Raw genomic sequence first — 25,223 nt, forward strand, 5'->3', positions numbered from 1 at the left:
ATGATAGATAAATCGACAAGTAACAAGTAAATGAAGAAATAAAAACAATGTTATTTACGTTCAAGGTAATTCCCCTTTCACATTACAAAGGAATACATTTATTTTAGATAAACAAGATTTTGGGTTGAAAAAAATAATATGTGTCTAAATTGGGCTTACTTAGAACAAATTAAGTAAACAATTTGCGAGATTAAAAGAATAACTCTAATTTTGCAGCCTAAAATTCGATACGACTATTAATTAAATAAATCATTCAGAATGAACGTTTCGCTTAAGAACATTGATGCCGTTAGCGGTATTGTGAAATTAGAAATAGTGAAGGCTGACTATGCTGAACAGGTTGAAAAGAGCCTGCGCAACTTCCGTCAGAAAGCAAATGTACCGGGTTTCCGTAAAGGAATGGTACCGATGGGTATGGTAAAAAAAATGTATGGAAAGCACGTGCTGGCTGAAGAAGTTAACAAGTTGGTTTCTGAAAATCTATTCAATTATATCCGCGATAACAAATTGAACATTTTAGGCGAACCGATGCCTAACGAAACAGAACAACAGCCTATTAATTTCGATACGCAGGAAGATTTCGAATTTTGTTTTGACGTAGCTTTGGCTCCGGAGATCAAAATCGAACTGAGCAAGAACGATAAGCTTCCTTACTATCAGGTTGCCATCGATGAAGAGATGATGAACCAGCAGGTAGATGCTTATACTGCTAACTTCGGCGCTTACGACCAGGTTGAAGAAGTAGAAGAAAAAGACATGGTAAAGGGTACTGTTGCCGAACTCGAAAACGGATCTCCGAAAGAAGGCGGTATCGTTGTCGAAGATGCAGTACTGATGCCTTCTTATATGAAGGATGAGGCTGAAAAAGCGAAATTTATCGGTGCAAAGACTAACTCTGTGATCGTTTTCAACCCGAACAAGGCTTATGAAGGAGCTGAAGCAGAGATCGCTTCTTTCCTGAAAGTCGATAAAGAAGCTGTTGCCGGTATCACTGGTGACTTCAGTTTCGAGATCAGTGAAATTACACGTCACAAAAAAGCGGAACTGAACCAGGAGTTGTTCGACAAAGTATTCGGCGAAGGTGTTGTTACCAGCGAAGAAGAATTCAAGAACAAGATCAAAGAAGCATTGGCAGAACAGTTTGTTCCTCAGAGCGACTTCAAATTCCTGCTGGATGCACGCGAAATATTGGTACAGAAAGCCGGCGAACTGCAGTTTGCTGACGGATTGCTGAAACGTTGGTTGCTGGCTGCAAACGAAAAGAATACACCGGAAAAACTGGACGAAGAATATCCTCAGATCATCGAAGACCTGAAATATCAGCTGATCAAGGAAAATCTGGTGAAGGGCAATAACCTGAAGGTTGAAGATGCAGATATCGAAAGCTTTGCAAAACGTGTGGCTAAAGCTCAGTTTGCACAGTACGGTATGCTTTCTGTTCCTGAAGAAGTATTGGCTAACTATGCAAAAGACATGCTGAAGAACAAGCAGACTTTGCAGAACATTATCGACCGTGCAGTAGAAGAAAAACTGGCTGCCTGGTTGAAAGAACAGGTCGAACTGGATGTAAAAGAAGTTTCAGCAGAAGAGTTCAACAAACTCTTTGAATAATATTATTCTTCGGAAACTATAGTATTTATTATGGTTTCAGTAAGAAAAAGGGGTTTCTCTCTAAAAAATATCTTAGCGGATAGCAAATAAGTTGTTTCTTTCAGAAATTTATTTATAACTTTGTTATTCCGATAAGTCAGAGGGAAATCCCTTTTTTTATGACTTTCGGTTATACAATAAACAGTAGACTATGGACGATTTTAGAAAGTATGCAACAAAACATTTGAGGATGAACAGTAATGCGCTGGATAGTTATATGAATATCACCAGCAGTTATATTTCTCCGACGATTATTGAAGAACGTCAGCTGAATGTTGCGCAGATGGACGTGTTTTCCCGCTTGATGATGGACCGTATTATCTTCCTGGGAACGCAGGTCGACGATTATTCGGCCAATGTGATTCAGGCACAATTACTATATCTGGATTCAAGCGACCCCGGTAAGGATATATCCATTTATATTAACTCTCCCGGTGGTTCCGTATATGCCGGTTATGGTATTTATGATACTATGCAGTTTATCGGTTGTGATGTTTCTACTATCTGTACAGGTATGGCCGCTTCTTTTGCAGCCGTATTGCTGGTAGCCGGAACGAAAGGTAAACGTATGGCGTTGCCTCATTCACGCGTGATGATCCACCAACCTCTGGGCGGTGTACAAGGACAGGCTTCGGATATCGAGATCACAGCTCGTGAGATCCTGAAGGTTAAGAAAGAACTGTACACTATTATCTCAACTCACTCAGGAAAACCTTATGAAGAAGTGGAACGCGATAGCGATCGCGACTATTGGATGACTGCCGAAGAAGCGAAAGCTTACGGTATGGTTGATGAGATCCTGGTTCGTAATAATAAATAACAAACATAGAGACAAGGCCCTTTTTTGTGCCTTGTCTTTTTTGACAATTTAATAAACAAAAAATCTATGGCCAAAACAGGCGACGTTTGTACGTTTTGTGGAAGGAGCAGCCGGGACGTTAACATGCTGATAAATGGGATATCCGGTGCTATCTGTGACGAGTGTGCACAGCAAGCGTATGAAATTGTAAAAGAACAACAGCCTGCCAGGAAAAGCTCTTTAGGGCTTGACCAGGCGGAACTGCCGAAGCCGGAGGATATAAAAAACTTTCTGGACCAATATGTGATAGGACAGGATGACGCCAAGCGTTATCTTTCTGTTTCTGTATATAACCATTATAAGCGGTTACTTCAGAAAGTCACTTCGGATGATGTGGAGATCGAGAAGTCTAATATTATTATGGTTGGCGCAACCGGTACGGGAAAAACCTTGCTGGCGCGTACGATCGCAAAATTGCTGCATGTGCCGTTTGCCATTGTGGATGCGACGGTGCTGACCGAAGCCGGTTATGTGGGAGAAGATATTGAAAGTATTCTGACTCGCCTGTTGCAGGCTGCCGATTATGACGTGGATGCTGCACAGCGGGGGATTGTATTTATTGATGAGATAGATAAGATCGCGCGTAAAAGTGATAATCCGTCTATAACCCGTGATGTAAGCGGAGAAGGAGTACAGCAGGGATTATTGAAACTGTTGGAAGGTTCGATCGTAAACGTGCCTCCCCAGGGCGGAAGAAAACATCCTGAACAGAAAATGATTGCGGTAGATACGAAAAATATCCTGTTTGTCTGTGGCGGAGCGTTCGACGGTATCGAGAAGAAAATAGCCCAGCGTCTGAACACCCGTGTCGTAGGATATTCTGCCAGCAAGGAAACTGCCCAGGTAGACAGGAACAACTTCCTGAAATATATTACGCCGACAGACCTGAAATCGTTCGGGTTGATCCCGGAGATTATCGGTCGTCTGCCTATTCTGACTTATTTGAACCCGCTTGACCGGAGCACGCTACGCAGCATTCTTACAGAGCCGAAGAATTCGATCATCAAGCAGTATGTCAAGCTGTTCGAGATGGATTCCATTAAACTGTCGTTTGATGAAGACGTTTATGAATATATCGTAGACAAAGCTCTGGAATTTAAGCTGGGAGCCCGTGGTCTTCGTTCGATAGTCGAGGCCATCATGATGGATGCTATGTTCAGCATGCCGTCTGAAAAGAAAAAGAAACTCCATGTTACTTTGGAGTATGCGAAGGAGAAGTTTGAAAAATCAGATGTAAACCGTTTGCAGATAGCGTAATGCCTGCGGTTTGTAAAATATAATAAGTATGGCGAAGAAGGATAGTATAACTGAGCATTTAAAGACTCATTTTGGTTTTGATACCTTTAAAGGGAATCAGAAAGCAATCATTGAAAATGTGCTGGCCGGGAATGATACCTTTGTGTTGATGCCCACCGGTGGAGGTAAGTCTCTCTGTTACCAGTTGCCTTCTATTATGATGGAAGGTACGGCGATCGTAATTTCCCCCCTGATCGCTTTGATGAAGAATCAGGTGGATGCCATGCGTAATTTCAGCGAAGAAGACGGAGTGGCCCATTTTATTAATTCATCACTGAATAAGTCGGCGATCGACCAGGTGAAGGAAGATATTATGGCTGGCCGAACGAAGCTGCTTTATGTTGCTCCCGAATCACTGACAAAGGAAGAAAATGTCGAATTCCTGCGCAATGTGAAAATCTCATTTTACGCAGTGGATGAGGCCCATTGTATCTCTGAATGGGGGCATGATTTCCGCCCGGAATACCGGCGGATACGTCCGATCATCAATGAGATAGGAAAACGTCCGTTGATTGCGCTGACTGCTACCGCGACTCCGAAGGTACAACATGATATCCAGAAAAACCTGGGTATGATAGATGCTTCAGTTTTCAAATCCTCCTTTAACCGTTCTAATTTATATTACGAAGTTCGTCCGAAGGATGAAAATATAGACCGCGAGATCATTAAATATATTAAAGCCAACGAAGGTAAATCGGGTATTGTTTATTGTCTGAGCCGCAAGAAGGTAGAGGAGTTTGCCGATATTCTGAAGGCAAACGGGATCAAAGCGCTTGCTTATCATGCCGGAATGGATTCGCAACAACGGTCGGCCAATCAGGATGCGTTCCTGTTGGAAAAAGCAGACGTTATTGTGGCTACTATCGCATTCGGTATGGGGATCGATAAGCCGGACGTGCGTTATGTCATTCATTACGATATACCGAAGAGTCTCGAAGGTTATTACCAGGAAACAGGCCGTGCCGGCCGTGATGGCGGCGAAGGGCAGTGTATCGCCTTTTATGCTTATAAGGATTTACAGAAGCTGGAGAAGTTTATGCAGGGTAAACCTGTAGCGGAACAGGAGATCGGCAAGCAACTGTTGCTTGAAACAGCCGCCTATGCTGAAACATCCGTATGCCGTCGTAAAGTCCTGCTGCATTATTTTGGTGAAGAATACCTGGAAGATAATTGTGGAAATTGTGATAATTGTTTGAACCCCAAAAAGCAAGTGGAAGCGAAAGAGTTATTGAGTGCGGTACTTGAAGTGATAAGTACTTTAAAAGAAAAATTTAAGGCAGACTATATTGTCAGTATGTTGGTCGGGAATGAGACCTCCGAAATTCAATCTTACAAACACAATGAAATGGAAATCTTCGGTTCCGGAACGGACGAAGACGACAAGACCTGGAATGCGGTGATCCGTCAGGCACTGATCGCCGGCTATCTGACAAAAGATATCGAGAATTATGGTTTGCTGAAAATATCGCCGAAGGGAAAAGACTTCATGAAGAAACCGGTATCTTTCAAAATAACGAAGGATAACGAGTTTGAAGAGGAAGAAGAATCAGAAGTTCCTGTACGCGGGGGTGCTACCTGTGCCGTAGACCCGGTCCTTTATTCTATGATGAAGGATTTGCGTAAGAAATTATCCAAACGGTTGGAAGTTCCTCCTTTTGTGATTTTCCAGGATCCGTCATTGGAAGCGATGGCAACGACTTATCCGGTCACTTTGGATGAGTTGCAGAATATCCCCGGTGTTGGTGCCGGTAAGGCAAAACGCTACGGACAGGAATTCATAACACTGATCAAGAAGCATGTCGAAGAAAATGAGATCGAACGTCCGGAAGATTTGCGTGTCCGTACTGTAGCCAATAAGTCGAAGCTGAAAGTTTCCATTATCCAACGGATCGACCGGAAGGTTGCCCTGGATGAGATCGCATTGACGAATGGCCTTGAATTTAACGAATTGCTGGATGAGATCGAAGCGATCGTTTATTCGGGAACACGTATCAATATCGATTACTTTGTAAATGATGTGATGGATGAAGATCACATAGAAGATATCTATGAATATTTCAAGGATTCCGAAACGGATGACCTGGAAGATGCGATCGAAGAATTAGGCGGCGATTATACGGAAGAAGAAATTCGTCTGGTACGCATTAAGTTCCTTTCCGAGATGGCCAATTAATACACGGATCATTTCCGACGGGAATTAAAAAGGTTCCTTCCCACAAACAAAAGGGAAGGGGCCTTTTTAATTTTCTTTCGAAAGGATTTTTTTAATCGTTGCATAGTTCCCGGAAAAATCGTATATTTGCGCGCAATAATTTTTAAAGCATACGTTTTATGTCATTTATTGCAGACAGGTTAGTTATGGACGGATTAACATTCGATGATGTATTGTTGATCCCTGCTTACTCAGAAGTTCTTCCACGAAATGTCGACCTCACGACAAAGTTTTCACGAAACATTACATTGAATATCCCGATGGTATCGGCGGCCATGGATACGGTTACCGAGGCAAAAATGGCTATTGCTATTGCCCGTGAAGGTGGTATCGGTGTAATTCACAAGAACATGACGATCGCTGAACAGGCAAAGCAGGTTCAAAGCGTTAAACGTGCGGAGAACGGGATGATTTATGATCCCGTAACGATCACGAAAGGAAAACGTGTGGCCGATGCGTTGGCCATGATGGCGGAATATAAGATCGGTGGCATACCTGTTGTGGATGAAGGCGGTTACCTGGTAGGTATCGTGACCAACCGTGACCTTCGTTTTGAAAGAGACATGAACCGTTCGATCGATGAGGTGATGACGAAGGAAAACCTGGTGGTAACAGACCAGTCGACGGATCTGGAGGCTGCTGCCCAGATACTTCAGGAGCACAAGATCGAAAAGTTGCCGGTGGTAGACAGTCATAATAAACTGATCGGCCTGGTCACTTATAAAGATATTACAAAAGCAAAAGATAAACCGTCTGCCTGTAAAGATACTAAAGGACGTTTGCGTGTCGCAGCCGGAGTCGGTGTGACGTTCAATACTTTTGAACGTGTTGCCGCTTTGGTTGAAGCCGGTGCCGATGCCCTGGTGATTGATACGGCGCACGGACATTCGAAAGGGGTGGTCGATGTACTGAAACAGATCAAAGCCCAATACCCGGGTATTGATTGCGTGGTAGGTAATATCGCGACAGGCGATGCTGCAAGATACCTGGCGGATGCCGGTGCTGATGCCGTTAAAGTGGGTATCGGACCGGGTTCTATCTGTACGACCCGTGTTATTGCCGGAGTCGGCGTACCGCAGTTATCGGCTATCTATGATGTAGCGAAAGCGTTGAAAGGGACAGGTATTCCTTTGATTGCTGATGGCGGACTTCGTTATTCGGGTGATATCGTGAAGGCGATCGCTGCCGGCGGATCATCCGTTATGATGGGATCGTTGCTGGCCGGAGTGGAAGAATCGCCGGGTGAGACAATCATATTCAACGGACGTAAATTCAAATCATACCGCGGTATGGGATCGCTGGAAGCTATGCAGAAAGGATCGAAAGACCGTTATTTCCAGGATGTGGAAGATGATGTGAAGAAGCTGGTTCCGGAAGGTATTGCAGCCCGTGTGCCTTATAAAGGTTCTTTGTTTGAGGTTATCTACCAGATGGTCGGTGGTTTACGTGCCGGTATGGGATATTGCGGAGCTCATAATATTGAAGCACTGCATCAGGCCAAGTTTACCCGTATCACCAATGCCGGTGTACAGGAAAGCCATCCGCATGACGTAGCAATTACGCAGGAAGCGCCTAATTATAGCCGTGGTGAATAATAAATGCGCATAAATGCCGTTATATAAAAAACACTAATTTAATAGGGTAGCATACTTTTTGGGGATGCTATCCGTTAGATTAGTGTTATTTTTGTAATGTGTACGTAGTATGATAAACGGATTTTTGATGAAAAAGTTACTTGTATTATCTTTGTTATTCGCTTGTTTAACCGGAGAAGCCGCTAATAAGGCCGACTCTGTAGTAATGACTGTGGCAGGAAAACAGGTTCTCTTGGATGAATTTGTTTTTATGGCGCGGAAGAATGGTGAAGTTAATTTATCTGATCGTAAATCGTTGGAAAATTATGTGGAGTTATATAAGAACTTCAAATTGAAAGTGGCAGCTGCAGAAGCAGAAGGTCTCGACAAAACGAAAGAGTTTACCGACGAGCTGGAAGGATACCGCGCTCAGTTGACATCGAGTTACTTATCGGACAAGGAGGGGGAAGATGCTGCTGTCCGTGCAGAATACGATCGCCTGGGAGAGGTGCTGGAATTAAGCCACATTCTCTTTCGTCTGCCCGAGAAAACGGTTTCGAAAGATACGGTTGCTGTCTACGAGAGGGCGATGAAGGCTTATGAACGTATAAAGAACGGAGAAGATATAGCCGCTGTCGGCCAGGAACTTACCAGGCAGGATTCAACAAAGCAGACCGGGTACGAGTATGCACGTTGCCTGTTGCCTATGCAGACGATAAAAGCATTTGAAAATCAGGCATACGCTATGAAGCCGGGTGAATTATCCATGCCCGTTCGTACTACTTTGGGATTTCATATCATCAAATTACATAGCCGTAAACCCAATCCCGGAATGCGCCACGTTGCCCATATTCTGATCCCGTTCCAGAAAGACTCTGTCACCCGTAGCGATAGCGAAACGCTTGCTCTGGCTGAAGAGGTTTATCAGAAAGTACAGAATGGTGCTGATTTCGGAGAGCTGGCAGAGGAAAATTCTTCGGATGGTGCTTCTGCACGGAAGGGGGGAGAATTACCCTGGTTCGGTGTCGGAGAGATGGTCGAGCCGTTTGAGAAAGCTGCCTTTGCCCTGAATACTCCGGGCGAGTTGTCAAAACCTGTTAAAACACGTTTCGGCTATCATATCATCAAACTGATCGGCAAAAGCGGAATACCCTCTTTTGAAGAAAAGAAAAAATCCTGGTCACGTCTGATGGCACAGGGAGAACGTAATTTTGAATATTATAAGGCGTTCGACGAACGGATGAAAAAAGAATACGGGTATGTATTCTATCCGGAAGCTTATGACGAACTGGTTGCTTTGTGCAATGATTATTTTCCGACCGATAAGGAATTCTATGAAAAGGCAAAGGATATGAATAAGACGCTGATCCATCTGGTGGATACGGATTTTCCGCAGAGCGAATTTGCCTATTATATCCAGCGTTGCCCGTTCTCGACAAAAACGTATGCCGGTGATTTTATGCAGGAGGTATTCGATTTGTTCGTACGCGATATTGTAACTACGTCAGAACGCAAAAATCTTATCACGAAGCATCCTGAATTTACACATCTCATGCAGGAATATCGTGATGGCATCCTGTTGTTCAATATCAGTAACCGGCAAGTATGGAGTAAACCTGCCGCCGAGCAACCTGAGTTGGAAAAAGCCTGGTTGAAAGAGTTGAACAAGGAATATCCTGTTACGATTAATTGGAAATTGTTGAAAAAACTAAAGAAATAAGAAAGAGAAGGTTATGAAGTATTGCTTCATTTTTATAGCATTCGTATCTTTGCTGTGTTCTTGTAAACGGACCCAGCCTACCGATGATGCGGATGTGCTGGTAAGAGTGAAGGACCGGACGTTGAAACGTTCGGAAGTGGTTAGTCTGATTCCGCGGGGGGCGTCCTCTGCGGATAGTTTGTTGTTAGCCGAAAGCTTTGTAAAAAAGTGGGTCAAGGATGCACTGGTTTACGAAGTTGCCCAGCGGAACCTGGGAAACGAAAAGGAAGAGGTCGACAAGCTGGTAGAAGAATACCGCCATTCGCTGGTCCGTTACCGGTATCAGGAGCGCCTGATCAAAGAAAAGTTGTCGGCTGATATCCGCGAAAGCGATAAGCTGAACTATTATGAAGAGAATCAGAAAAAGTTTACACTTGACAAAGCCCTGATCAAAGGACTTTTCCTGAAAATACCGGTGGATGCTCCCGGTTTATCGGATGTAAAGGGGTGGTACAAATCGACTTCTGAGGCTTCTTTGGAAAAAATTGAGAAGTATAGTGTGCAGAATGCCGCTATTTATGACTACTTTTACGACAAATGGGTGGATTTTGACGAGGTGATGGATAATATCCCCGTTCATGTATCCAATCCGAATGCTTATTTGAAGGCGAACAAGTTCGTGGAAGTGGCTGATAGTAGTTATTGTTATCTGCTGAATATCAAGGAGTATCTTTCGGAAGGGAGTGTGGCTCCCTATGATTATGCAAGTTCGCAGATCACAGAGATGCTGATCAATCAGCGGAAAGTGGATTTTTTGAAGACGTTTGAAGAAGAGTTATATAAAGATGGAATCAGAGGAGGTGATGTAAAGTTTTATACGGAACCGTAATTTGTAACTTATAAAGGTAATATGATGAAAAAGATTTTAACTGTATTCTTTCTTGCCTGCTTATCTTGTGTGGCAATGGCACAGGATAAGGATAATGTGATTGATGAGATAGTGTGGGTGGTAGGAGATGATGCTATTTTACGTTCGGACGTAGAAGCGAGACGTTTGTTTATGCAGAACGAAGGAAAACGTCTGGATGGCGATCCCTATTGTGCGATTCCTGAGCAGATGGCAATACAGAAATTGTACCTGAACCAGGCGAAGATCGATAGTATCGAGGCCAGTGAAAGCCAGGTGATACAACAGGCCGACCAGTGGATAAACTGGGCGATCAACGAGATCGGATCGAGGGAAAAGCTAGAGGAATATTACGGAAAGAAGGTTTCGCAGATCAGAGACGAGCAAAAGGAACAGTTTCGCGAACAGCAGATCGTATCGGAAATGCAGCGTAACCTGATCGGTGAGATCAAACTGACTCCTTCCGAGATCCGTAAGTTCTATAACCAGTTGGCGAAAGACAGCCTGCCGACTATCCCGACAACAGTGGAAGTGCAGATCATTACGTTTGAACCGAAGATCCCGTTCGATGTAACCGATGCCATTAAAGCCCGTCTGCGCGATTTTACTGAACAGATCAATAGCGGTAAGATGGAATTTTCCACATTGGCCCGTTTATATTCGGAAGACCCGGCCTCTGCACCCCGTGGTGGTGAAATGGGATTTATGAGTAAGACAGACCTGGTGCCCGAGTTTGCAAATGTGGCATTCAACCTGTCTGACCCGAAACGTGTGTCGCAGATCGTTCAGACTGAATATGGATACCATATCATCCAGTTGATCGAAAAACGTGGTAACCGTATCAATTGCCGCCATATTCTGTTAAGGCCGAAAGTATCTGAAAAGGAACTGACAGAGGCCACAGTGCGTATGGATTCCCTGTATACGGATCTGAAAGCCGACAAATTCTCGTTCGAGGAAGCCGCTACATTCGTTTCCTATGATAAAGACACCCGTAACAACAAGGGATTAATGGTTAATCAGAACCATGAAGGAAATAATTACGGTACTCCGAAGTTTGAAATGCAGGAACTTCCCCAGGAAGTAGGTAAGATTGTATATGATATGCAGGTGGGTGACATCTCCAAGCCATTTACCATGATTACTAACAAACAAAAGGAAGTGGTTGCTATCGTGAAACTGAAATCCCGTACAGAACAGCATAAGGCAAATCTTTCTGATGACTTCCAGGCAATGAAGAATTTAGTGGAACAACGGAAAAGAGAAGAATTATTGGACGAGTGGATCAAGAAAAAGCAAAAGACAACCTATGTACGTATTGCCGAAGGATGGCGTAATTGCGATTTCAAGTATCCGGGTTGGGTGAAAGAATGAAAATTGTAAACAAGTTTTTTCTTACAGGACTATTCTGTCTGCTGACGGTTTGTGTATTTGCACAAACGCAGGATTCTATTCCCGTCAGGCAGGATTCGGTATCTGCTAAAGCTAAGGTCGTTAAACAGGATACGATCCCCGTTAAGGTGGATACCGCGACTGTTGAACCGCAGAAAAAGATACAGCCTGTAATGAAACAGGATACTATCTCCCATCAGGGAGAGACACTTACCGCCGATACGGTTACACCTCAAAAAACATTGGTGTATCTGATCCATGCCAATACCTTGTCTTTTGATAAGGAAGTCAAGGCGGATGCCCAGTTTTTGCGGGGAGATGTCGTTTTCCGGCATGACAGTTCATACATGTACTGCGACAGTGCTTACTTTTTTGAGACGACCAACTCGTTGGAAGCTTTCAGCAATGTGCGGATGGAGCAGGGGGATACCTTGTTCGTGTATGGAAATTACCTGTTTTATGACGGGAATACGCAGATCGCTTATCTGAGGGAAAATGTTCGTATGGAAAACGGGCAGGTGACGCTTTTTACCGATAGCTTGAACTATGAACGTATTCCTGATATCGGTTATTACTTCGACGGAGGTCTGATCGTTGACTCCCTGAACCAGTTGTCTTCTTTCTACGGACAATATTCTCCGGGAACGAAGCTGGCTATTTTTAATGATAGCGTACGTCTGGAAAATCCGAATTTCACGCTTTATTCGGATACGCTTCATTACGATACGGAGTCGAAGATCGCAACTATACTGGGACCTTCCATTATTGTTTCCGACAGCGGAACGATCCACTCTTCCCGTGGATGGTATAATACGGAGACGAATACCGCTTTGTTGTTGGACCAGTCTGAAGTCTATTCGGGTAACAGGGTCCTGATCGGTGATTCTATTTCGTATGATAAGGATGCTGGTTTTGGTGAGGCATTCGGGAATATGTGTCTGCGTGATACGGCCCAGAAAGTGACGCTGGAGGGCCAGTACGGTTTTTATAATGAACGGACGGAGTATGCTTTTGCTACCGATAGTGCACGTTTCCTGGAGTATTCACAGGGAGATACATTGTATCTGCATGCCGATACACTCGAGATGATGACGATCGATTCGACCGCCCGTGAGATAAAAGCTTTTTATGGTGTACGTTTTTATCGTACCGATATGCAAGGTGTTTGTGATTCCATGCAATTTAATTCGCGTGATTCTATATTATATATGTATAAGGATCCGATTCTGTGGAATGAGCAATATCAGATATCCGGCGATACGATCGTTATTTATATGAATGACAGTACGATCGATTATGCACATGTGATCCAGTATGCGTTTGCGGTGCAGCATCTCGATTCGTCTTATTATAATCAATTGAAGGGAAATGACCTGAAAGCATATTTTGAAGGTCAGGCTGTCCGGCAGATCGATGTCGAAGGGAATGCGGAATCTATCTTCTACCCGCTGGATAATGGGGCGATGATCGGTTTGAATGAGACCAAGAGCGGATTCCTGACAATCTGGGTGAAAGAGAATGCGCTTGAGCGGTTGAAGATATGGCCCAGTCCGCAGGGAAGTCTTACCCCGATACCCGACTTGAAGCCGGAACAGAAAACGCTGAAGGATTTTTATTGGTTTGATTACCTGCGTCCGAAAAACAAAGATGATATTTATCAGGTGATGAGAAAGAAGGTTGAAGACGCCCCGGTTCGAAGCAATAAGTTTAAACATGAGCAATAGCATTAATTATTAAATTTATTAAGTCATGGCACTTTTCTCATTTTATAATACACGTAAGCCCCGGCAGTTCAATCATAAGCCGATCTATTGGGATCCCCATAAAGAGGCGATGGAAGAACGCGTGCGTAAAATTAAGCGCGAGATAGGAATGGATGAGTCTTTGGAAGAGTATAAACCCCAAATCAAAGGAACATTTATCGAAGGTACGTCGCATCTGAAGAAAAGTCATGACAGAGGCGATAACGAACGTAGCCGTACCTATAAAAATGTGAAACTACTCGTGGCACTGGCTGTGTTAGGAGCATTGTTCTGGTATTTGTTTTGGTCATGAGCGATATAATTCATTTACTCCCCGATAGTATAGCCAACCAGATAGCGGCCGGTGAAGTTATTCAGCGTCCTGCTTCCGTCGTAAAGGAGCTGGTTGAGAATGCGATCGACGCAGGTGCCGGTCATATCCAGGTGAACATAAAAGATGCCGGCCGTACATTGATCCAGGTGGTCGATGACGGGAAAGGTATGTCCGAAACGGATGCCCGTATGGCGTTCGAACGGCATGCGACTTCCAAGATTTCTTCGGCCGAAGACCTCTTTTCTCTTCATACCATGGGATTTCGCGGAGAAGCATTGGCTTCTATTGCTGCGGTAGCCCATGTGGAACTGCGTACGCGTCTGAAAGGTACCGAACTGGGCACGAAACTATCTATCGCCGGATCTACCCTGGAGGATATAGAGCCGGATGCCTGTACCGAGGGTAGTATTTTTTCGATCAAGAATCTATTTTTTAATGTACCAGCCCGCCGTAAATTCCTGAAATCGAATGAGACGGAGTTTCGTAATATTATCAACGAATTCGAACGGATCGCGTTGGTCAATCCGCAGGTTGGTTTGGTACTGAACCATAATGATACGGAAATATTTAATTTGCCGGAGTCAGGTCTGCGCCAGCGTATCATCAATGTATATGGCAAAAACCTGAACCAGAAGTTGCTTTCTGTGGATGCACAAAGCTCGCTGGTTACTATTTCCGGTTTCGTAGGCCGTCCCGATTCCGCCAAGAAGCGGGGGGCGCTGCAATACTTTTTCGTGAACGGTCGTTTCATGAAGCATCCCTATTTCCATAAGGCTGTTATGCAGGCTTATGAACAGTTGATCCCTCCCGGCGAACAACCCAACTATTTTATCTATTTCACGCTTGATCCTTCTACGATCGATGTAAATATCCATCCGACCAAAACCGAGATTAAATTTGAAAATGAGCAGCCTATCTGGCAGATCCTGATGGCGGCCACCCGTGAGGCACTTGCCAAATCGAGTGCTATTCCTACCATTGATTTTGACGTGGAAGATGCGATAGATATTCCTGTCTATAATCCTATCAAGGAGGCTGATAGCTTTAAAGCTCCTACCGTGCAGCTCGATTCGGGATATAATCCGTTCAAGTCGACGGCTACTCCGTCTTCTTATTCTCCTTCATCGTCATCGGCTTCGCCCTCTTCGTCTTCCCGGAAGTCGGAGTTCGACTGGTCCCAACTCTACCAGGGCTTTGAGAGTGACCGGGATGCCGTGCGTAAAGATCTGGAGATGATGGGAGAGGTGATCGATACAGAGGCAAATGCTATGCCGGAACCGGTTCAGCCGTCTGCAGGTGGCGAGGCCTTGTTTGCCGACACGATTACTCCTTGTTACCAGTACAAAGGCCGTTACATCATTACTTCGTTAAAGTCTGGATTGGCCTTGATCGATCAGTACCGGGCACATATCCGTATTTTGTTCGACCAGTATCTGAATAATATGCGGCAGCAGAAGGGGGCATCTCAGCAAGTCCTTTTCCCGGAAATAATCGAATTTACAGCAGCTGAAGCAGCCGTATTACCCGCTTTGCTGGAGGATATGCGTTTTATCGGTTTTGAATTGTCAAACTTGGGAAACAACAGCTATGCAGTCAACGGATTGCCGTCCGGATTGGAAAATGTGGATCAGGTGGTGCTGATAAAGGATATTGTGAACCGGGCGATCGAGACCGGCTGTGAGGTGCATGAAGAGATTTGCGAATCAATCGCATTGTCTCTGGCTAAAGCAGCCGCCATACGTCCGGGTAAAAGCTTGTCGGCAGATGAAATGGATCATCTGATCGCTACCTTATTCTCCTGTCCTGACTCCAATCTGACACCGGATGGAAAGACGATCATTTCCCTGCTGACCGACGAAGAATTGGAGAAACGGTTCAGATAACTAAATAATATAGTATATTTGCTCGTCTAATATTTAAGGGGATGAGTGAACAGGAGTTCCATAGTATATATAAATTGTACCATGAAAAACTGTGCTATTTTCTCAATTACTATACTCACGATGAGCAAGCTATTGAGGAAGTCGTACAGGATGTTTTTGTATATCTTTGGAAAGAATCCGCCAATTTGAATATTACTTATCTCAAAACCTATCTGTATAGCAGTGCCCGGAACAGAATGTTGAACTACTTGCGAAATGAACATACACGAACGATCGTATTGGAGCGATGGGCTAAAATGGAACTGGAAGAAAGGCAGGCGCAGGATTGTATCGACCGGGCAGAATTTTTTTTATTATTACAGGATACGATCGAGACTTTACCCCCTAAATGCCGGGAGATCTTCCTGATGAGCCGCGATGAGAAAAAAACTTATAAAGAGATTGCGGAAGAGAAAGATATTTCAGTAAAAACCGTTGAAGCCCAGATGGGTATCGCGTTAAAAAGAATAAGGGAGAGGATGTTGTCACATTATAAAGAAGGAGGAGATATCTTCATGTTCCTGCTCACTTTGTTGTAATTTTCAGGAAATCAGAAAAAATATTATTTTGCTTTAAGGGTATTCTTTGGTGGAATGTGTCTATTATATAGAAACATAAAAAAATGGATCAGAAAATACCTCATACACTATTGGCGAAATACTTCGTAAACCAGGCTTCTGAAGAGGAATCGGAGGAAGTAAGAGTATGGCGTGCCCAATCACCGGAAAATGAAAGATTGTATCGGGAATATCAGCATGAATGGGAAATAGTACATGCTGATTTTTCCAGGTTTGTAGTGCCTGACAGTGAGAAGATGTGGGGTAACATACTATCCCGGATCAATGAACCGGTAAAGACAATATTATATACCAGGAAGAAACTATATAAAGCTGTTGCTGTTGCGGCTTCTATCGCTTTATTGGTTGGACTTTCCTTCTCTGTCTGGCTTTCCGCCTTTTACCGTACGAATGGAAATGATCTGACTGCAGAAGCGGTATTTATTGTTCCTTCCGGACAAAAATCCCAGCTGATATTGCCTGACGGGACGCAGGTATGGATGAATTCCGATTCCAAATTGACTTATCCGGCAGACTTTTCTAAAACCCGGCGATTGGTAAAACTGGAGGGCGAAGCTTACTTCGATGTCGTGCATGATGAGAAGAATGAATTTATAGTGAATACTGGTACAGTCAATGTCCTGGTGCACGGCACATGTTTTTCTGTGACTGATTATCCTGCCGATCCCTTTATTTCAGTGGCCTTGGATAAGGGAAGTGTCTCTGTGGAAACTACACGGGAGCATGACTTGCTGACCAGGTTGGTCCCGGGGCAGAAAGTTCAGATTGCTAAATCGGATATCAGCTGGAATGTCTCTGCTTTCGATGCAGAGACTTATAATATCTGGATGTTGAATAAATTGCAGTTTAAAGGAGATTCCCTTTATGACGTCTTTAGGAAAATTGAACGTTGGTATGGGGTAAAGATCAGGTTGGAGAATGAAAATCCGTCTTATTCTTATTGGTTTACTCTGAAAACGGAGTCATTGACTGAGATGTTGAACCTGATTGATCAAATAACTCCTATAGACTATAAAATAAACGGAGAGGAGGTGACCATAAGATATAAATAGCAGATGCCCCTTTATTTGCCTGTTGGTATAGTAAAGAAGAGGCATTATGAACCGTCATTCATAATGCCTGCGACCTTCAATATAACTCTTGTTCGAAGATTCTATTCGTCGTAATGAATAGAATAGGGAGCTTATATTCAAGGGCAAAGATACGATTTTTATTATAACCTTAAATTTTAAGAAGATGTTTAAGATAAGAAAAACGTTAATAATTACGTTGTTATCAATAATTTTTACCAATGTAGGATTTGCCCAATCCGTGAAAGTGACCTTGTCACTAAAGAATAGTACCTTAAAAGAACTGGTCTCTTCTGTAGAGAAACAAACAGATTATACATTTGTCTTTTATAATGAGATCAATTCGGATTTGCCTGTCTCTGTATCTTCTACTAATGAAACTCTCAAATCGGTTTTAGATAAAGTGCTGCCTCCGCTTAAAATATCTTTTGAAGTATCAGGAAATCATCTGATTCTGAAGAAAGCAACGGAACAGGCTCAAAAGAAAGTGAGTGGATATGTCAAAGACGACAGCGGGGAAGGTATTATTGGAGCGAATGTCGTAGAAAAGGGAACGACCAATGGCACAGTTACGGATATGAACGGATATTTTGAATTATCGGTTGCTGCTGATGCCGTTTTGCAGGTAACCTATATCGGCTATAACCCGAAAGAAATATCTGCCAATAACCGACAACCTATGGCTGTTCAATTAGATGAAGATTCAAAGCAGATAGATGAAATTGTCGTTATAGGATATGGTACACAAAAAAAGATATCTGTTACCGGGTCGGTTGTTTCATTGAAAGGAGACGAAGTGATGAAGAGTCCGTCGATCAATGTCGCTAACTCTCTGATAGGACGTTTGCCCGGTGTTATTATCAATAACCGTTCGGGAGAACCGGGGCGGGACGATCCGTCCATTTTCATCCGTGGTAAAAGTACGACGGGAGATTCCTCTCCTCTGGTCCTGATCGATGGTGTGGAACGCGGAGGTCTGGGTGAGATCAATCCGAATGATATTGAAAATATATCTGTGTTGAAAGATGCTTCGGCAGCGATTTATGGTGCAAGAGCAGCCAATGGTGTTTTATTGGTAACAACCAAACGCGGAAACACCATGAAGCCTTCTGTCAATTTCTCTTACAATCAAGGATTTTCGGAATCCACACGTACCCCTAAAATGGCAGACTCCTATACTTATGCTAAAGTATATAATGAAATAGAAGAAGGCGAAGGACGTGCTCCGAGATACACTGTGGATGAATTGGAGAAATACAGGAACGGTTCGGATCCGAATTACCCGAATACGGATTGGTATGGTTTTATTACCAAGAAGTTGACGCCGCAGCATCGGGTGAACTTATCGGTATCGGGAGGTAACGAACGTTTGAAATATTATTTGTCGCTGGGTGAGTCTCACCAAAGCGGACATTATAAGAATGGAACAACGGATGTCAGATTATACAATCTGCGTTCCAATATCGATGTGCAGGTAACTAAATACCTTCAGATAGGGATGAATCTGGCAGGAAAAGTGGATGACAATCATTATCCGTTTTTCTCGACGAATGAAACCTATAGCCATATCTTTTTATATCTGCCCAGCTGGCAACCTTATTGGCCCGGAACCGATAAGTTGATGCCTAACCGTGGGAGTGAAAATATCCTGAATATGGTCAGCGATGCCGGCGGAACACGGGATATAAAGACCACAGCCCTTCAGAGTACGGTTTCCTTCAAGCTGGATATTCCCTGGGTGAAAGGTCTGTGGCTGGATGGTAGTGCCAGTTACGATGCCGGCTATGTTTTTACCAAAGACTTCCAGACCCCTGATTATGTTTATTATAAGGATGAAAATACAGGTGAATTGTATAAAGGACGTTCTGGTATGGGAAGCGATAAAGCTAATTTGTCGGAGAAATATGAAAACCCGACTAATCTGTATATGACGGCAAAGGTTAATTACGACCAGACCTTTGGCGCTCATCATGTCGGTGCCATGATTGGTTATGAGCAGAGTGAAACGAAGGGGAACTATCTTCAGGCTTACAGAGGTGATTATGTTTCAACCTCGATACCGGAAATTTTTGCCGGTAGCAGTGATAAAAATAAGCAAAGCAATGATGGTAGCTCGTCACAGACGGCGCGGCAGAATATCTTCGGACGTTTATCTTATGATTATGCAGGGAAATATCTAGGACAGTTTACTTTCCGTCGGGATGGTTCTCCTAATTTTCCGGAGAATAAACGGTTTGGCTTCTTCCCCGGCTTTTCTTTAGGGTGGAGAATCTCGGAAGAACCGTTTATGAAGAATTTGCTTTTTCTGGATAACCTGAAGATACGCGGTTCTTACGGAAAAATGGGTAACGACCAGGTGGGAGCTTATCAGTATCTGACAACTTATAGTTATGGTAGTAATTATGTAATAGGAAAGAACGATGTAACCGGACTGGTTCAAAACGGTGTTCCAAATCCTAATATCACCTGGGAAGTAGCCAAGACGACCAATATCGGTTTTGACTCCCGCTTATGGAATGGGTTACTGGGGATTGAGTTTGATTATTTTAAAACCAGACGTTCCAATATCCTGACAAAACGTTCGGCTATTATCCCGGATTATACAGGATTGAAGTTGCCGGATGAGAATATAGGTATTGTAGATAATAAAGGATTTGAAATGATCGTTTCTCATGAAAACTATGCAAATCCGCTGAAATACCGACTGTCGGCAAATATTTCCTTTGCCCGTAACAAGGTCGTTTTCAGTGATGAACAACCGGCTGCTGAACCTTACCAATATGCAACCGGTCGACCGATAGGATCTCAATTATACTATCATGCAATTGGTATTTTTGAATCGGCAGAACAGATCGAGTCGTTGCCTCATTTATTGAATGCACAACCGGGGGATATCATCTATGAAGATGTCAACAAGGATGGACAGATCGACTCGAGAGACCGTATCCGTGTGGACCAGACAAGTACTCCCGAAATTGTCTATTCCTTTAATGCGAATTTCGAATATAAAGGTTTTGACCTCTCATTGCTGTTCCAGGGGCAGGAAAATGCAAAACAATATTTCGGAAGTTATTTCCCGGTAATGAGTTATTCACTGGGTAACTTTATGGAATGGCGTGCCAATGATAGATGGACACCTGAAAATCCCAAGGCTTCTATGCCGCGTGGAAGTTCGAGCATGTGGAATAATAATACAGAAGCTTCGACCCAGTGGCTGTTGAACGCCGGTTTCCTCCGTTTGAAAAACCTGGAGTTCGGTTATACGCTGCCTGCTTCTGTTTGTGAGAAGTTATGGGTGAAGAATCTGCGGGTTTCTTTCAGTGCGAATAACCTCTTTATCATTTACGATCATATGAAAGAATTAGGATTCGATCCGGAAACGACTGACTTCTGGTATTATCCACAACAGCGGACATATAACTTCGGTATAAATGTAACATTCTAAATACTATTTGATATGAAAAAAATAATCTATATATTAGCGGCTGTATTAGCTTTCAATTCCTGTGATGTCTTGGATATGAAACCTTTGGATAAAGTTTCGGATGCCGATGTATGGGAAGACAGTGCATTGATAGAACTTTATGTGAATGCTTCTTATAATTCTATTTACCATGAGTTCGGACAGGATATGCTGAGTGATGCGAGTGACGAAACATATTGTATCCATAACTGGGGAAATATGTGGGTTGTCCAGAAAGGTGAAATGACCTCTGATAATGTGACAGGTGTTTCCGTAAAGGTCAATTACTGGAGTAATGCATATAGTAATATTCGTTCGATCAATGTTTTTTTCGACCGGATTGATGATGCTCCGGTTGAGACGGATTTAAAGAACAGAATGAAAGGGGAGATGAAGTTTATCCGTGCCTGGATCTATGCGAATCTGATTTGGCGTTATGGTGACGTTCCTTTGATCACAAGCTTGTTCGAGTTGAATCAGGATTATAAGGTGACACGCGATTCTTATGGCGATTGTGTGGATTTTATCACGAAGGAGTTGGATGAAGCGATCTCTTTATTACCTGCAAAATCGAGTGGCGAGACATTGGGACGTGCTACAGGTGATGCTTGTAAGGCTTTAAAAGCGAGAGTTTTATTATATGCAGCCAGCGAGCAGAATAATCCTTCCCATTCAAAAGAAAAATGGGAAGCAGCGGCAGAAGCGACGAAGGCCGTTTTGGATGCCGGATATAGTTTGGGTAATGATTATCAGTCTGTCTTCCTGGAAGACAATGATGAAATAATCTTTGCGCGTTATTTTACACAGGCTAATTCTACAGACTTTATGTTGTGGAACGGTCGGAACGCTTCAAATGGATGGACCGGAGAGAATCCGACGCAGAATCTGGTGAATGCGTATGAGATGACGAATGGTGAATTACCCTATCTGAATGAGGAACTGCCGTTGAAGATAAATCCGGCTTCAGGCTATGATGAGTCGAACCCGTATGCCGGACGTGATCCGCGTCTGGATGCTTCGATCTTGCATGATGGTTCTATGTGGGCTGGACGGGAGACGGAAACCTGGCATGGCGGACTCGATTCGCCGGAGAGCAGTATCGGTTCATGGAATGCCTCGAAGACGGCTTATGCATTCAAAAAGTTTATGGTCGAATCCATTCCACCTACCGGATCATCGATAAAGCCTGAAAATCCCTGGATATTCTTCCGATTGGCTGAATTTTACCTGAATTATGCAGAGATCATGTATGAGTTGGGGAATGAGGAACAGGCTCGTGAATATGTCAATAAAGTGCGTGGCCGCCAGAGTGTGAATATGCCGCCTGTTACTGTTTCAGGCGAAAAGCTTCGGGATAAGATCCGGAACGAACGCCGTGTAGAGCTGGCATTTGAAGGACATCGCTTTTTTGATGTAAGAAGATGGGGAATTGCCGATAAGACAGAGAACAGGGATCTGCTGGCGATGAATATTCAAAAGAAGGAGGATGGCTCCAAAACGTATGAAATTTCATTATTATTGAAGCGGTCGTTCCTGGAACAGCATAAGCTGGTACCTATTCCCCGTACGGAGATAGATAAGAGCGAAGGTTCGCTGGTGCAAAATCCAGGTTATTAATAATAAATTAATTCTCAATGAAAAAACTGATTAGTGTTCTTATTTGTGTTTTGTTTGCAAGTGCAGGCATAAGCGGTCAGGTGAAGATCGACCGCAAGGCTGTTGTTGACAGGCATCGTATCGTGACAACGAAGACCGATCCCCGGAGTCCGGCTCAGGTAGGTAACGGAGAGTTTGCCTTTTCTGTGGATATTACCGGGTTACAGACTTTTGTTCCTTTCAATACGATGTCGCAGTGGAGTTGGCATAGTTTTCCTTTGCCGGAGGGGTGTAAGGTGGAGGATTTTAAAAGGCTTACGATGGATACGCATGGAAGGGATGTTCCTTATGAACTGCCTAATCCCGAACAACCGGAACTTTCGGCGTGGCTGGCAGGAAACCCGCACCGTTTTAACCTGGGACGTATCGGGTTGAAACTGACAAAGCCGGATGGAACGGCGGTGACCGAAGCCGATCTGTCGGATACCCGCCAGGAGGTGGACTTGTGGACAGGCATTATTCACAGTCAGTTTAAGTTGGATAGCATTCCTGTTTCAGTCAAAACAGCTTGTCATCCGACATCGGATGCGGTAGGTGTTTCTGTGGAAAGTCCTCTGATCCGTAAAGGGCAATTGACCATATTTCTTGAATTTCCGTATCCCGTAAAATCCGAGTTTCAGGACTATTTGGGAACCAACGACCAAGCGGAGAGGCATCAGACCGTTCTTAAAGAACAAGCGAAGGACCGTGTACTGATTGCCAGGCAGATCGACGACACCCATTATTATACTACACTGAGATGGACATCTCCGGCCCGCCTGCAACAGGAAGCCGGGGATACTCCCCATCATTTTGAACTCTGCCCCGAAAATACCGACCGTCTGGACTTTTCCTGTCTTTATTCCCGTGAAGAGGAAAAAGGAGCTCCGGCGGCTGACCGGATATTCGGAGAAAGTACTGCAGGTTGGAAATCTTTCTGGGAGTCGGGAGCGGCAATCGACCTGTCCGCCAGTAAAGATCCCCGCTGGAAAGAATTGGAGAGAAGGATCGTATTGTCCCAGTTCGTAATGAAGATAAATGAGGCAGGTTCGCTTCCTCCCCAGGAAAGCGGACTGGTTAATAACGGTTGGTACGGGCGTTTCCATTTTGAAATGATTTGGTGGCATGGTGTCCATTATGCGTTATGGAACCGTTGGGACTTGCTGGATAAATCGCTTTCCGTTTACCGCGATTATTTGCCGACTTCTGTAGAGAGGGCTAAAAGACAGGGTTATCAGGGTGCCCGCTGGCCGAAATGTACGGCAGATTTCGATCGTGAATGGCCTAACCTGATCCATGCGACACTGATCTGGCAACAACCCCATCCGATTTATTTTGCAGAGTTGGATTATAGATTGCATCCTACCCGGGAAACCCTGGAGAAATGGAAACAGGTTATTTTCGGTACGGCTGATTTTATGGCCGATTATGCTTTCTATGTGAAAGAGCGGGATCAGTATGTCTTAGGTCCTCCTGTATTTATCGTTTCTGAAAATACAAAGCCTGAAGAAACGATGAATCCGGCCTTTGAACTGAGTTATTGGAAATTCGGTTTGCGGGTAGCTAACGAATGGCGTAAACGTCTTTCACTTCCGGTAGAGGAAAACTGGAAGCGGGTCGAAGAAAAACTATCTCCGCTACCGGTTGAAGACGGTGTATATGTGACCCATGAAGGTATTCAGGATATGTGGACCAAATATTCTTTTGAGCATCCGGCATTGATCGGAACCTATGGCATGTTGCCGGGAGACGGAGTCGATATACCGGTCATGGACAAGACATTATCCAAGGTTCATAATACCTGGAAATTGCATGATACGTGGGGATGGGATTTCCCAATGCTTGCCATGTGTGCGGCTCGTTTATCTCATCCGGATAAAGCGATTGATTACCTGCTGAATTACCCGGCTTTCGATTTTGACGAACATGGTCTTGTCGGAGGAGGCAGGGCACCTTTCCCTTATTTCCCCGGAAACGGTGGATTGCTCACGGCTATCGCTATGATGGCAGGCGGATGGGATGGTTGTCCGGCTATGAAGGCACCGGGTTTTCCTCAGGATGGTTCGTGGACTGTAAAATATGAAGGCTTTAATAAATCACTGTAAGTAGATACGGAGTTTGTCCTTTCAGGTTTCAGCCACCTTTCAGCCTTGTAAAACAAACGGTTTGGCTGAAGGGTGGCTGATTTGCCTTATTTTCTGTAATTTCCCGGTACCGGAGCATAAACCGGGAATTTGTGTAGCCCTTCTTTCTTCAATTTCCCCTCTTTTACCAATTCGGCCAGGCGGCGATTGGCCGTCCCTTTTGTGAATCCGCAGAGTTGCTGGAATTCCTGACGGGCGATCGATTCGTGGGTAGAGTAATAGCGGGTCAATAATTCGTCTATCTCTGCTGCCGAGCGGTTCTTCGAATGCTTTTTATAGACCGCCCTGACGAACCGGGTGGTGCTCAATTCTTTTTTCAACCCTATTTCCGGACGAAACGCCACCGACTTGAACTGGATGGATTCGGCGCGTATCTCCTTTGGATCTTTTATCGCAGGACATTGCAAAGTCATTTCAAGATACCCCAGTCCCTTGATATGTATCCTGTTCCCTTCTTTCAGGTTACGAATAATCATTTTACTTAGCATGGTTATTGTAGCTTCCACATCACCGGGGGTCAGGCTGCTGGCATCGTGTATTTCTTCTGCAAGCATATCTGAGTCGACTGTGCCTCTCGGTACGATACGGGCGTGCAAACGCGGTTTTCGATTGCTTCCTTTCGGTATGGGATTTTTGTAGAAGTCGTATTCTGCTGACATATTCTTACTGTATTAATGAATAATTCCTATCTGAATGACTTGTACTGAAAAAAGTTTACACAATCACAAAAAGAAAATGTGTAAACC

Annotated in this window: 17 protein-coding genes; 16 read left to right on the top strand and 1 reads right to left on the bottom strand. The window is 44.0% G+C overall.

Translation table 11 applies throughout. The annotated features are described in order from the left end of the window. The first annotated feature begins 258 nt into the window (after nucleotides 1-258). From tig to DWW23_RS16045, 16 genes are all read left to right on the top strand, one after another. Nucleotides 259-1,611: a trigger factor gene (tig, locus tag DWW23_RS15970; RefSeq protein WP_122354269.1), complete on the top strand. Its 1,353-nt coding sequence runs from the start codon at nucleotides 259-261 to the stop codon at nucleotides 1,609-1,611. Nucleotides 1,612-1,801: 190 nt separating this feature from the next. After that, nucleotides 1,802-2,470, top strand: a complete 669-nt coding sequence (gene clpP / locus DWW23_RS15975; RefSeq protein WP_122354270.1) for an ATP-dependent Clp endopeptidase proteolytic subunit ClpP — start codon at nucleotides 1,802-1,804, stop codon at nucleotides 2,468-2,470. Between the two features lie 66 nt (nucleotides 2,471-2,536). Next, nucleotides 2,537-3,766 (top strand): ATP-dependent Clp protease ATP-binding subunit ClpX, encoded by a 1,230-nt coding sequence (gene clpX, locus DWW23_RS15980; protein ID WP_122354271.1) that lies wholly within the window; start codon nucleotides 2,537-2,539, stop codon nucleotides 3,764-3,766. Nucleotides 3,767-3,794: 28 nt separating this feature from the next. Continuing rightward, nucleotides 3,795-5,978 (top strand): DNA helicase RecQ, encoded by a 2,184-nt coding sequence (gene recQ, locus DWW23_RS15985; protein ID WP_122354272.1) that lies wholly within the window; start codon nucleotides 3,795-3,797, stop codon nucleotides 5,976-5,978. 158 nt (nucleotides 5,979-6,136) lie between these two features. Then, the gene (gene guaB / locus DWW23_RS15990) at nucleotides 6,137-7,612 is read left to right on the top strand and encodes an IMP dehydrogenase (protein WP_122354273.1); all 1,476 of its coding nucleotides are present in this window, start codon (nucleotides 6,137-6,139) and stop codon (nucleotides 7,610-7,612) included. Nucleotides 7,613-7,721: 109 nt separating this feature from the next. Continuing rightward, on the top strand, nucleotides 7,722-9,311 hold the full coding sequence (locus DWW23_RS15995) for a peptidylprolyl isomerase (RefSeq protein ID WP_122354274.1): 1,590 nt from the start codon (nucleotides 7,722-7,724) through the stop codon (nucleotides 9,309-9,311). Between the two features lie 13 nt (nucleotides 9,312-9,324). Further along, nucleotides 9,325-10,179 carry a peptidyl-prolyl cis-trans isomerase gene (locus DWW23_RS16000; protein ID WP_122354275.1) on the top strand — a complete coding sequence of 285 codons (855 nt, stop codon included), beginning with the start codon at nucleotides 9,325-9,327 and terminating at the stop codon, nucleotides 10,177-10,179. Between the two features lie 21 nt (nucleotides 10,180-10,200). Continuing rightward, nucleotides 10,201-11,571 carry a peptidylprolyl isomerase gene (locus tag DWW23_RS16005; RefSeq protein WP_122354276.1) on the top strand — a complete coding sequence of 457 codons (1,371 nt, stop codon included), beginning with the start codon at nucleotides 10,201-10,203 and terminating at the stop codon, nucleotides 11,569-11,571. Then, a complete protein-coding gene (locus DWW23_RS16010; protein ID WP_122354277.1) occupies nucleotides 11,568-13,313 on the top strand; it encodes an OstA-like protein in 1,746 nt (581 codons plus the stop codon). The genes DWW23_RS16005 and DWW23_RS16010 overlap by 4 nt, the downstream gene beginning before the upstream one ends. Before the next feature lie 25 nt (nucleotides 13,314-13,338). Continuing rightward, entirely contained in the window at nucleotides 13,339-13,644 is a 306-nt protein-coding gene (locus DWW23_RS16015) for a hypothetical protein (protein WP_122354278.1), read from the top strand. Then, on the top strand, nucleotides 13,641-15,548 hold the full coding sequence (gene mutL, locus DWW23_RS16020) for a DNA mismatch repair endonuclease MutL (RefSeq protein WP_122354279.1): 1,908 nt from the start codon (nucleotides 13,641-13,643) through the stop codon (nucleotides 15,546-15,548). Before DWW23_RS16015 ends, mutL begins: the two co-directional genes overlap by 4 nt. Nucleotides 15,549-15,589: 41 nt before the next feature. Further along, on the top strand, nucleotides 15,590-16,126 hold the full coding sequence (locus DWW23_RS16025; RefSeq protein WP_122354280.1) for an RNA polymerase sigma-70 factor: 537 nt from the start codon (nucleotides 15,590-15,592) through the stop codon (nucleotides 16,124-16,126). 83 nt (nucleotides 16,127-16,209) lie between these two features. Beyond that, nucleotides 16,210-17,217, top strand: a complete 1,008-nt coding sequence (locus tag DWW23_RS16030; protein WP_122354281.1) for a FecR family protein — start codon at nucleotides 16,210-16,212, stop codon at nucleotides 17,215-17,217. Nucleotides 17,218-17,434: 217 nt separating this feature from the next. Further along, the gene (locus DWW23_RS16035) at nucleotides 17,435-20,680 is read left to right on the top strand and encodes a TonB-dependent receptor (RefSeq protein WP_158583202.1); all 3,246 of its coding nucleotides are present in this window, start codon (nucleotides 17,435-17,437) and stop codon (nucleotides 20,678-20,680) included. A 12-nt stretch (nucleotides 20,681-20,692) separates the two neighbouring features. Further along, complete coding sequence (locus DWW23_RS16040; RefSeq protein ID WP_122354283.1) at nucleotides 20,693-22,315, top strand: RagB/SusD family nutrient uptake outer membrane protein; 1,623 nt, start codon at nucleotides 20,693-20,695, stop codon at nucleotides 22,313-22,315. Nucleotides 22,316-22,332: 17 nt separating this feature from the next. Further along, complete coding sequence (locus DWW23_RS16045; protein ID WP_122354284.1) at nucleotides 22,333-24,438, top strand: hypothetical protein; 2,106 nt, start codon at nucleotides 22,333-22,335, stop codon at nucleotides 24,436-24,438. An 86-nt stretch (nucleotides 24,439-24,524) separates the two neighbouring features. Here DWW23_RS16045 and DWW23_RS16050 read toward each other — a convergent pair whose 3' ends face one another. Then, entirely contained in the window at nucleotides 24,525-25,136 is a 612-nt protein-coding gene (locus DWW23_RS16050; protein ID WP_122354285.1) for an HU family DNA-binding protein, read from the bottom strand. Nucleotides 25,137-25,223: the final 87 nt, after the last annotated feature.

This window comes from Parabacteroides sp. AF14-59 (assembly GCF_003479515.1).
GTDB classification, from domain to species: Bacteria; Bacteroidota; Bacteroidia; order Bacteroidales; family Tannerellaceae; genus Parabacteroides; species Parabacteroides faecis.